Source organism: Candidatus Protochlamydia sp. R18, from assembly GCF_000648255.1.
Lineage (GTDB): Bacteria > Chlamydiota > Chlamydiia > Chlamydiales > Parachlamydiaceae > Protochlamydia > Protochlamydia amoebophila.
Map to the genome: position 1 here is coordinate 25,983 of NZ_BASL01000663.1, position 10,623 is coordinate 36,605.

Sequence of the window (10,623 nt, forward strand, 5' to 3'; positions counted from 1 at the left end):
ACTATTCAGCATCGACTATCTAGATAGCTTTGAAGGATGATGGAAGCGCTGACAATATCAACAACTTTTGATCGTTTTTTACGTGTTAATTGGCTTTCTCGCAAGGAGCGTTCGGCTTGTACCGTAGTTAAACGTTCATCCCATAAACGAATAGGAATGGGTGTCAATTGTTGAAGAAGTTGAGCAAAATGTTTAACTTCATCTGCTAAAAATCCAGTTCTACCACTCATCATTAAAGGAAGCCCGATCACAATTTCTTCAATTTCACATTTTTGAGTTTCGCACAACTGTGAAATGGTTTCTAATAATTTGATAACTGTTTGTTCTGATTTTTTTTCAGTATGTACAGTGATAAGAGGCATGGCTATAATCTTTCTTTCGTCGGATTGAGCCAAACCTATTCGGCTCATCCCAAAATCGATGCCTAAAATTCTACTGGGCTTTGGCTTATTTTCCATGCTGACTCTTATGGTAAATAATCATCGCTTGAATAAAGTCACGGAAAAGTGGATGAGGGTCTGTTGGTTTTGATTTAAATTCAGGGTGAAATTGAACTCCAATCATCCAAGGATGATCTTTGACTTCAGCTATTTCGCAAAGATTCTCGCCTTTTAACGTTCCTGCAACTACAAAACCAGCTTTTTCCATTTGTTCTTTGTAAGTATTATTAAATTCATAACGATGACGATGCCGTTCGCTGATTTGTGAACTTTTATAAGCTTGATAAGCTTTTGTGTGAAGTTTCAAATCACAAATATAAGCTCCAAGACGCATTGTACCTCCCAGGTCTTGTAAACCTCTTTGCTCATTTAATAAAGAAATCACAGGATGTATAGTATCAGGATCAAACTCTGTTGAATTAGCTTCATTGAGTCCGACCACATGTCTAGCGAATTCCACTGCCATGACCTGCATTCCTAAGCAGATTCCAAAGTAAGGAATCTTTTTCTCCCTACATAATTTAGCTGTGTGAATTTTGCCAAGCCACCCTCTTTCTCCAAATCCTCCAGGAACTAAATAGCCATCACAACCTTCAATTGTTTTAGCTAATTGATTATCATCTAACGGAAGTTTATCTGCTTCAAACCGTTTAATTTGAAGTTTATATCCTGCAGCTAATGCTCCATGCGTCAAAGATTCGAAAACCGATTTATAAGCATCTTGATGTTGAACATATTTTCCAACGATGCCTACAGTTACAGTTCCTTTAGGATTTTTTATCGTTTCAAGAATTTTTTCCCATTCTGATAAATTGATTGAGGGATTAGGAAGATGTAAAAGTTCACAAATTAAAGCATCAATTCCTTGCTTATGCAAATCTAAAGGGACTTCATAAATACTATGTTCGACATCTTTTTCTTCGATGACAGCACGTCTGTTGACATTACAAAAAAGGCTAATTTTATCTTTAACTTCATCAGATAAATTCACTTCGCAACGGCAAACAATAATATCTGGAAAAATCCCAATTCCTCTTAAAACTTGTACGGAATGCTGTGAAGGTTTAGTTTTTACCTCTCCTGCTGCTTTCAAATAAGGAACATATGTCAAGTGTATATTTAAACAATTATTGCGATGATCGTAAGTAAACTGGCGAATGGCTTCTAAAAAGGGGAGTGATTCAATATCTCCGGCAGTTCCTCCTATTTCGACCAAAACAACATCAATATTTTCTTGTTGTTTTCCACAGTTCACAATGCGTTGTTTAATCTCATTCGTAATATGAGGAATAACTTGAACCGTTTTTCCTAGATAGTCGCCATGTCGCTCTCTTTTAATCACTGTATTGTAGATTTGGCCAGAAGTAGCGTTAGAAGCTTTTGATAAAAAAGAATTTGTATAACGGTAGTAGTGACCTAAATCTAAATCTGTTTCAGCGCCATCATCTGTCACATAAACCTCGCCATGTTGAAAGGGGCTCATCGTACCTGGATCAACATTCAAGTAAGGATCTAATTTAAGCATTGACACTCTTAACCCTTTTTTTTCGAGTAATAACCCGATTGCTGCAGAAGAGAGTCCTTTTCCCAAAGAGGAACAGACACCGCCTGTTATAAAAATGTATTTTGTTTGCATAGCCATTCCTCAACTTTGTGGATATCCTCAGGAGTATCAACTCCAATATTTGCCTGTTCAACGATCGCAATTTTGATTCGATATCCGTGTTCTAAAACTTTTAATTGTTCTAAATCTTCTTCTAACTGCAGGGGTGTAGAAGGTAATTTCTGATAGTCTATGATAAATGATGGTCTATAGACATAGAGTCCTAAATGACGAAAATAAATAGCTCCATTTTTAAAAGAGTTGGTTTTGTTGGAAGGGATTAAAGCACGGCTAAAATAAAGTGCGTTTCCCTGTTGATCCATCACACATTTGACAATAGAAGAATTTTTAGCTTCTTCTTCATTCAATAAGGGAGTCACAATAGTAGATACTTGTCCTTGAGGATCATTAACAAGTGCCTGAACAGCTAAATTAATGGATAAAGGGTTTAAACAAGGCTCATCTCCTTGAATGTTAACAATAGCAGTTGCGTGCATCCATTCTGGGTAGAGTGAAAGGACTTCTGCTAAGCGATCCGTTCCAGTGGGGCATTGTTCAGAAGTCATCACGACTTTGCCATTAAAGGAGCGAACATGTTCAAAAATACGTTCATCATCTGTGGCAACAATAAGATCGCTGAGAGCGCTAGCCCTTAAGCTATTTTCATAAGTTCTTTGAAGAAGAGTTTTACCGAGAATTGAGGCGAGGGGTTTACCTGGAAAACGAGTGCTACCATAACGGGCTGGTATAATTCCGATAATTTGTCCAGTCATCTCTGCATGTTTCAAAAGTAAATTAATATCGCAAAGATACTAGAAGATTTAATTATTAATAACAAGTGATTGTATATACAAATTGATTTTAGAGTTTTTCTACGGAGTAATAAAAGAGAAACATGTGCTCTGGGTTGCGCAATAAATTTTAGACCGTTATTCTATTTTGTAGATTTCTTTTTCATTTCGTTTATTTGATTTCTAATCCCTTAAAAGAAATCTATTAAATTAGGAAAAATCATGTCTTCAAATCATTTTGATGGGAATTATTATTTTAATCCTTTCAATTTTTCTACCCATTCATTTTGGCAAGTCCTCAAATGGATGATAACAAGAAAACCTGTTAAGTGGCCAGAATCAGTTTCTGTCAATCAGCAAAAAAAATTAAAAGAACGCGTTTCCTCTGATGAGCTAGAGGTCACTTATGTTACCCATTCAACAGTTCTTATTCAGATTGATGGGAAAAATATTTTAACAGACCCGATTTGGTCTGAAAGAGCGAGTCCTTTCTCTTATATTGGGCCTAAAAGAGTTTCTTTACCAGGTATTCAATTTAAGGATCTTCCTCCAATAGACTTTGTGCTTATTAGCCATAACCATTATGACCATATGGACATGCCTACACTTCAAAAGTTGCAGGTAGATTATTCTCCTGTTTTTTATGTCCCCATGGGGAATCAAAAGTTTTTGCGTAGTAAGGGGTTAAAAAAAGTTTTAGAAATGGATTGGTGGGATGAAGTTTCTCTCTATTCGTCTAATCAGCTCATTTTTGTTCCTGCTCAACATTTTTCGGCGCGGGGCCTATTTGATCGTAACCGAACTCTCTGGGGTGGTTTTATGATTAAAACATCTAATCAAAGTGTTTACTTTGCCGGAGATTCTGGCTATGGACCACATTTTAAGGCAATAAGATCACGGTTAGGAGCTCCGACATTAGCTTGTTTACCTATTGGGGCTTATGAACCAAGGTGGATAATGCAATCAATTCATTTATCTCCAGCCGAAGCTCTTCAAGCTCATCTAGATTTAAACGCCAAGCAAAGTTTAGCGATTCACTTTGGAACCTTTCAATTAACAGACGAGGGAATTAAAGAACCCGTTAAAATACTTCGCCAAGAGATGCAAACGAAGCAAATCCCATTCGAGCAATTTTGGGTATTAAATCCTGGGGAATGTAAGCAAATTTATTAATTTTAAACTTTTGAGATCAGAGTGAACCGTCTTTTCTTTCTCCTATATGAAATGTCATTATGGTTATTAGCTATTTTAGCAACTCCCAAAATGCTTTATTATTTTTTTATTCACGGGAAATACCGACACAGCTTGTGGTATCGATTAGGATTTAAAGGGTTTGAAATCAGTCAAGAACACCCTTTGATTTGGATTCATGCTGTATCTCTTGGGGAGACGAAAGCCGTTATTGCTTTAGCGCGAGAATTAAAACTTGCTTATCCTCATCATCGCTTACTTATTTCTTCGGTGACAGAAACTGGTCATGCTGAAGCAAAAAGGAGTTTGCCTTTTGCCAATTATCATGTTTATTTACCCTTCGATTTTTATTTCATTATAAAAAAAATCGTCCGAAAAACGGCCCCTCAGCTCGTGGTTATTTGTGAATCCGACTTTTGGTTGAATTTTATGAGATTAACTAAGCAACAGGGAGCTGCACTTGTTTTAGTTAATGGTAAGTTATCTCAAAAATCTGCGGCACGTTTTAAAGTATTTAATTTTTTCTCTAAAAAACTTTTTAGTTTGTTCGATCTTCTATGCGTTCAAAATTCTTTATATAAAGAACGTTTTGTTGATATTGGTGTACAAGAAGAAAAATTACATGTGACTGGAAACCTTAAATTAGATGATGAGTATCCACAACTGACAAAAGAAGGGGTGTATGCATGGAGAGAAAAATTGGGGATTTCTCCAGAGCAACCCGTTTTAACAATTGGTTCTTCACACTATCCAGAAGAACAAATGCTTATTCGCATGCTTAAAGAACTCTGGAATCAAATTCCTGATTTAAAGGCTATTTTAGTGCCTCGTCATCCTGAAAGATTTAAGGAAGTGGTTGCTTTTTTAGAAAAGGAACGACTCAAGTGGATTAATTTTACAGATATCAATAGGAGAACTGGAAAAGAGCAAGTGATTCTTATTGATGCAATGGGAATGCTTCGCATGTGTTACCAACTTTCGGATATTGCCATTGTTGGGGGAAGTTTTACATTAAAGGTAGGTGGACATAACATCCTAGAGCCTTGTTGGTATGGTAAACCTGTTATTTTTGGACTTTCTATGTATTCGCAATTAGAACTTGTTGACCTTATTAAACAAGCTGAAGCTGGGATTCAAGTTTCAGAGCAAGAATTACAAAAAGTTTTAGAAATTTTATTAATTGACAGTTCTATCCGGGAAGAAATTGGTCAGAACGGATTAGCACTTGTCCAAAGTTTGAGAGGGTCAACAAAACGAACACTGCAAACTATCACAGATCTTTTCCAAAAATTTAAATTCCCTTCGACAGATACATTAAAGGCTTAGTAAAGCTTATTTTTGTAAATAATAGAAATTATAGTTGTTTGAAAATAACGCATTTGCTATAGTCAATGTTTCTTTAGCAAACTAAAACCCAGTTTGCATCTGACGCGGGGTGGAGCAGGGGTTAGCTCGTTGGGCTCATAACCCAAAGGTCGGAGGTTCGAATCCTTCCCCCGCTAATTTTTCTTTACGGCGGTATAGCTCAGTTGGTAGAGCAACGGAATCATAATCCGTGTGTCGTCGGTTCAAGTCCGGCTGCCGCTACATCAGTTTACTTATCTATTTACATTCTAGGGTGGCTTATAACAATGGCATCAGCCAACGTTTATTTAAATGATTAACGTTTTGGTGTAATTTTGGCGCTCTTCAGTAAATTTCAGCACTGCCTATCACCTATTAACAGAAATATAATTCTCTTTTTTTATCTAGGTGAATATTTTCTCTTTTTTTCCACGGACCATAAGAAGCAATCTCATCTCTAATTTCTATTTCCCGTACGTAATAGAAGTAAGCATGAATGAAACGTTAAACAATTCCTACATTTAGCCCTTTTCCTTTGGTAGTCTAAGTTTTTTTTTTGCAATTCGTATTGCAAAAGATTTTTTTAGTTCTCTTGTGTTAGCTAAAAAGCTTGCTTGCCGCATAGTTTATAAAGATTTCTTGGTGTTAAGCAAATTCTTGAATTTAATAGGCCTTGATGCATTACCATGATTTCATCAAACATACTTTTTTTAGCGGGAGACCGCTTTTTAGATTTTTTGCGTATTGAGTGCCTTTTTGGCAATGCCATTTTTTTATTTTACATCTTTTATTCGCCCAAGGGAGAAACGCTGTAGAGAGGAAATGGACAAATAATTTTTTAAGAGTCAATGTCTATGAATTTTTTAAATTCTAGAAAAAACTTGTAAAAAAGTACAATATACTGTACTTTAAAGATAAAAGAAGATAGTAATTTATGCCGAAATACAAGGTTTATCGAGAACCTGAATACGACGATTGGTTTAAAAAAGAGTCTTTTCGATCTCAGTTACAAATAGAAGACCGCCTCGATAGAATTCGAAATGAGGCCCATTTTGGACATCATAAATATTTAGCGGATGATATTTGGGAAATTAAATTTAATGATGGTAGGCGCATTTATTACGCCTTATTTAAAGAAAGTAATATAATTCTTCTATTAGGAGGAAATAAAAATGAGCAAGATAAAGGTATCATCAAAGCAAAAAACATATACAAAAAGAGGAAAGATGGTACCTGATAAAGACTTGCCAACCCTTACAAATTTTGAAGGGTTGATTGAAGATAAACCAAGAGAATTTATGCTCAATTCACAAAACATTGGAAACGCCATTATGGAATGTCTTATGGAGAATGATCCAGAAGGGGTTATCGAAGTAATTAGTATTTATTTAAGAGCCTTAAACAAAGAGAAATTTAGGAAAAAGGCAGAGATAGGAAAATCTACTTATTACTACTTAATGAAAAGTAAGAACCCAACTATCAAGACTTTAGCCAAGATCGTTTATTCAATGGCTCATTAAACTCAATCTTGACAGTTCCTAAGTTATCTTTTTCTTGTTTTTAGGTCTACATAACTTTCTTATCGTCAGTTGTTTCTGTTGCTTTACTGGTATGAGCTCATCTTCGATGGCAACTTAAATTCATTTTAGAGCACCTGACAAATTGTTGTCACTAAGCGAAGAGTGTATTGCACTACGTGTTAACGCGACTTCGCAAGGTAAAGAGATGGGAAGTTGTGCAAATTTATCCTATTTGGAGCAGTATATTAACTTGAATCGCATTGGATAACTTTGATTCGTTTATTTCAAAGAAAATATAATGACAGTTTTTAGGGCATGGACGAACTTTTTTCTCCAAGTCGCGTGCTTATTCAATTATTTCCAGAAGGGACATTAGAAAAAATGCTTGTGCCTGATTCAGCATTATTTGTTTTTCCTAAAGAGTTAAAAGTTTTCAAGGAATTATTTACAAAGGTAACCCATTCTATTTTAATGCATTATTTCCAAAATCATTCAATTGGTCAGGAAGTAAAGTGTGTCTTTCTTGATCTATTTTATGCTCACCTCCAAGAAAAAATTTTACTTATATTTGATTTCTCATCTCAAATAAATATTTATCCGATGCCAAAATAATCTATTTGTCTCATGGAAAGCAACGGATAGTGATAGATCCAAAGGGGAGTATTGGTTTTCCAATACAACGAAGGATGGGCATGTGTCAAGGCACCTATTCACGGTTTTAAGCACCTCTTCAGACTGCTTTGAAGATGTAGTTCAATGGTATTACGTTCAACTTGTATTTGCCTATTGTTGGCAAATTAAGGCAGATCTTGGTTTAATGAATTTTTTTAATTTAGCAATAAGTATTCTAAAAACTTATTCCAGTCTATTTGACGATAACTTAGGGAATTAATGAAAAATTCTAAAACATCGATTAATTTACTAAGTTCCTTTGAGGCTGAACAAGCTTATCATGAAATGTTAGGGCCCTTGCCCGAGCTTTTTGGCAATTCTAAAACCGAAGAGAAAGAGCAAAGTGTTACTAAAGGAAAATGTTTTTTCGGATACTTTATAGATAGAATTTGTTTAGGAATACTTGCTCTTGAATTTCCGTTTGTTCAGACAGCGCATATTGATTGGATAAGTGTTAAAGAAAACTCGCCGACACAAGAAATCGAAAAGGCTTTACTTTGTCATGCAGAAATGTTTTGCCAAGAACATTCTATTTATTCTTTGACCGCAGAAACACGAATTCCATTAAAAAATGAACATTTAAAAGGATTTGAATTTTATATTAAAGCTGGTTTTAGACCTTTGTTTGAGCGTAGAAACGCTGATCTTGGCTATGTAATCGTTTATTTAAATAAAATCATCTCTCCAAAAATATTTAAGTGGGTTGATTTGACACATGAACTTTCTGAAAAGATTCCCACTTGGGATAGAAACTGTGGATTTAAACACAAAGAAATTTCGACATATGAAGAGGGGACAACTGACTGTCAGTTTTCGATTCAAAGCATTGAAATGTTGGCGGGTGCTGGGACACATATAGATGCTCCAGCGCATTGTTATCCCCGCAGTAAAACAGTTATAGATCTGCCATTACAATCTTTAATTTCTCCCTGTGTTGTGATAGATGTGTCTGAAGAAGCTCATGACCGCTATTCGGTTGACATTCTAACTATAAGAAATTTTGAAAGGAAATATGGAAATATTTGTAAAAATACTTTCGTTATTTTTTATACGGGTTGGGAGCGATTTTGGAAGCAACCTGAAAAATATCATAATCATTTCGATTTTCCCTCCGTCACCCAGGAAGTAGCTGAATATCTCGTATCTAAAGATATTCGAGGTATTGGCATTGACACCCTTTCGCCTGACAGACCAGATAGCAAATTTCCAGTTCATCAGATAATTTTAGGGGCAGGTAAATAATACATTGTTGAAAATGTTGCCAAGGCAAATTTATTACCTGCTGTTGGAAGTTACGTTTTTGTCATACCCATACCCATAGTGAAAGGGACTGAAGCTCCTATTCGTCTTTTAGGAATGTTTCCTGGATGACAAATATGTTTTTTCTTTTTAAGATCGTTACATCAATGTTAGAAAAAATTAAATGAATGCAAAGAAAGTACAGATGTCAAATGCCTTAAATGAATTGAGAGAGTTTGGTCTTATCAACATAAATTATCCTGACGAATTAAGACAATCGGTTGAAGAAGCAGTCAAATCTTGGAAAAATTTTTGTTATTTGCCTGCGGAGGAAAAATTAGCCTTTGCTTTTCTTGAAGACAATCACGGAGATGGGTCAGGTTATGAATTAAAAGAAGACAAAGGATGGAAAAAAGACCTCAAAGAAAATTTCCATGTCACGCTTTTTCAATATGATCGACTTATCCAAATTGCTAATCAACGAACTTTTTCTTTTTTAAATGATGTAAAAATTCTTCTCGATAAAATAGAGCCCCTGATATTAGAGTTTTCACACGCAGTTGAAGAAGAATATAAAATTGATGGGCTTTTAAAAGAGGTCAAAAGCAGTAAATCTCATTGGATTCTTCGTTACTTACATTATTTCGGGGACCAGCAAGAAAGGTTTGAAATTGCAGCTCCACATGTCGACAAGGGGGTTTTACTCTCCACCTTTTTGAAAGTGATGAGGGATTACAATATTACTGTTTAAAAGAGCTGGAATGGAAAGCCATGCCTATTGATGAAAAACAGACAGTAATCATTCCAGCCGTGCAGCTTCAATTATGGTCAAAAGGAGATTTAAAAGCTTTGTATCATCGCGTGGTTGCAACAGAAAAAACAGCAAAACGCGGTCGCTTTTCAATGGTTTGTTTTATACCATTTCAAAGTACTCTGATGTATAATAAAAGAACCTACGGGAGTGTGCAAACGCATGATGTAGGATTTAATTATGCTTTATCGCATCAAGAGTTTTCCACATATTTTTCACCTCGTTCTTAAGGCTTATCCTTAAAAATCTAATTTGCGATTAAGAAATTGGATATTTTTTTAAATTTATTTAGTCAGGAGTTGATGACAACGTTTTAATTATGTAACAAAATTTTGCGACCAATCAGTAAAGTTCAAAGCATTGAAATTGATCCTAATTCTTAAAATAGGGCGCTTCTTTATCGTGCTGTTAAAAAGATAAAGTTGTTGAGCTAGTCGTATCATATCGGGTTGTGGAGTTGCCCCTATAAAACCGGACCGCTAGCCTGCCATTTTTAATTTCCTTAAATACTCTCTCGGAGAGAGCATATTTAAAGCCTTATGAGGGGCTTTAGCGTTATAGTCTTCGATCCAAATAGGCAATTGCTGCAAAACAGCTTCAGCACTTGCCAGATTGCCGAAATAAACATCATCTCTTTTAAAAGTTTTGACAAAAGCTTCTGCCATGCCATTACTTTCTGGACTATAAGGTGGCGTGGTTCTAATGGTTAAACCAAGCATTCTACCAAAATTGACAGTTTCTTTAGCCGTGTAACAGCTGCCATTATCAGAGAGCCATTCAAGAGGTACTCTAGCTTTTGGCTGTTCAAATCTATATTCAATAGTCTCAAGCATCAAATCTCGAATCATCTGCCCATCAATACCTATTGTAGAAGCAATATAACGCATGACTTCTCTGTCACACGTATCCAACGAGAAGGCGACATGAACACGATCACCATTTAAGCATTGAATAGAGAAGCTGTCTGAGCACCATCGTGTATTGCTGTAGAGAGTCTCTACTTTGCCTGTAT

At 35.6% G+C, this 10,623-nt stretch carries 10 protein-coding genes, 2 tRNA genes and 2 pseudogenes; 10 read left to right on the top strand and 4 right to left on the bottom strand.

Annotated features, from left to right (window positions below; genetic code table 11):
• Positions 1-5: 5 nt before the first annotated feature.
• From ruvX to kdsB, 3 genes are read right to left on the bottom strand one after another with little or no spacing between them, the layout of a single operon-like run.
• Entirely contained in the window at positions 6-458 is a 453-nt protein-coding gene (gene ruvX / locus TY19_RS04360; protein WP_039357864.1) for a Holliday junction resolvase RuvX, read from the bottom strand.
• On the bottom strand, positions 448-2,076 hold the full coding sequence (locus tag TY19_RS04365) for a CTP synthase (protein ID WP_042280528.1): 1,629 nt from the start codon (positions 2,074-2,076) through the stop codon (positions 448-450). The genes ruvX and TY19_RS04365 overlap by 11 nt, the downstream gene beginning before the upstream one ends.
• Positions 2,052-2,816, bottom strand: coding sequence for a 3-deoxy-manno-octulosonate cytidylyltransferase (gene kdsB / locus TY19_RS04370; protein WP_042280529.1), 765 nt, complete (start codon positions 2,814-2,816; stop codon positions 2,052-2,054). The genes TY19_RS04365 and kdsB overlap by 25 nt, the downstream gene beginning before the upstream one ends.
• 240 nt (positions 2,817-3,056) lie before the next feature.
• Between kdsB and TY19_RS04375 the strand changes: the two genes are divergently transcribed.
• The 10 genes and pseudogenes from TY19_RS04375 to TY19_RS04425 all read left to right on the top strand — a co-directional run.
• Entirely contained in the window at positions 3,057-4,007 is a 951-nt protein-coding gene (locus TY19_RS04375; protein ID WP_042280530.1) for an MBL fold metallo-hydrolase, read from the top strand.
• 21 nt (positions 4,008-4,028) lie between these two features.
• On the top strand, positions 4,029-5,351 hold the full coding sequence (locus TY19_RS04380) for a 3-deoxy-D-manno-octulosonic acid transferase (RefSeq protein ID WP_148300631.1): 1,323 nt from the start codon (positions 4,029-4,031) through the stop codon (positions 5,349-5,351).
• A gap of 103 nt (positions 5,352-5,454) precedes the next feature.
• Positions 5,455-5,527: transfer RNA gene (locus tag TY19_RS04385), tRNA-Met, on the top strand.
• Positions 5,528-5,539: 12 nt separating this feature from the next.
• Positions 5,540-5,612, top strand: a tRNA-Met gene (locus tag TY19_RS04390).
• Between the two features lie 691 nt (positions 5,613-6,303).
• On the top strand, positions 6,304-6,606 hold the full coding sequence (locus tag TY19_RS04395; RefSeq protein WP_042280532.1) for a type II toxin-antitoxin system RelE/ParE family toxin: 303 nt from the start codon (positions 6,304-6,306) through the stop codon (positions 6,604-6,606).
• On the top strand, positions 6,596-6,889 hold the full coding sequence (locus TY19_RS04400) for a hypothetical protein (RefSeq protein ID WP_042280534.1): 294 nt from the start codon (positions 6,596-6,598) through the stop codon (positions 6,887-6,889). The genes TY19_RS04395 and TY19_RS04400 overlap by 11 nt, the downstream gene beginning before the upstream one ends.
• A 694-nt stretch (positions 6,890-7,583) precedes the next feature.
• Complete coding sequence (locus TY19_RS04410; RefSeq protein ID WP_042280536.1) at positions 7,584-7,781, top strand: hypothetical protein; 198 nt, start codon at positions 7,584-7,586, stop codon at positions 7,779-7,781.
• Entirely contained in the window at positions 7,781-8,803 is a 1,023-nt protein-coding gene (locus TY19_RS12720) for a cyclase family protein (RefSeq protein ID WP_226988480.1), read from the top strand. Before TY19_RS04410 ends, TY19_RS12720 begins: the two co-directional genes overlap by 1 nt.
• A 202-nt stretch (positions 8,804-9,005) precedes the next feature.
• Positions 9,006-9,551 carry a hypothetical protein gene (locus tag TY19_RS04420; protein WP_042280537.1) on the top strand — a complete coding sequence of 182 codons (546 nt, stop codon included), beginning with the start codon at positions 9,006-9,008 and terminating at the stop codon, positions 9,549-9,551.
• Positions 9,542-9,841, top strand: a pseudogene (locus tag TY19_RS04425) (2OG-Fe(II) oxygenase family protein); the annotation flags it as partial. The gene TY19_RS04420 and the pseudogene TY19_RS04425, both read left to right, overlap by 10 nt.
• 249 nt (positions 9,842-10,090) lie before the next feature.
• On the opposite strand, the pseudogene TY19_RS04430 reads toward TY19_RS04425, so the two are convergent.
• Positions 10,091-10,623, bottom strand: a pseudogene (locus TY19_RS04430) (IS3-like element ISCpr2 family transposase); the annotation flags it as partial.

Bases quoted from the DNA above. Each gene is read 5' to 3' on its own strand.
- TY19_RS12720 (WP_226988480.1), top strand. From the start codon at position 7,781: ATGAAAAATTCTAAAACATCGATTAATTTACTAAGTTCCTTTGAGGCT.
- TY19_RS04420 (WP_042280537.1), top strand. From the start codon at position 9,006: ATGTCAAATGCCTTAAATGAATTGAGAGAGTTTGGTCTTATCAACATA.
- TY19_RS04365 (WP_042280528.1), bottom strand. From the start codon at position 2,076: ATGCAAACAAAATACATTTTTATAACAGGCGGTGTCTGTTCCTCTTTG.
- TY19_RS04395 (WP_042280532.1), top strand. From the start codon at position 6,304: ATGCCGAAATACAAGGTTTATCGAGAACCTGAATACGACGATTGGTTT.
- TY19_RS04400 (WP_042280534.1), top strand. From the start codon at position 6,596: ATGGTACCTGATAAAGACTTGCCAACCCTTACAAATTTTGAAGGGTTG.
- TY19_RS04375 (WP_042280530.1), top strand. From the start codon at position 3,057: ATGTCTTCAAATCATTTTGATGGGAATTATTATTTTAATCCTTTCAAT.
- kdsB (WP_042280529.1), bottom strand. From the start codon at position 2,816: ATGACTGGACAAATTATCGGAATTATACCAGCCCGTTATGGTAGCACT.
- ruvX (WP_039357864.1), bottom strand. From the start codon at position 458: ATGGAAAATAAGCCAAAGCCCAGTAGAATTTTAGGCATCGATTTTGGG.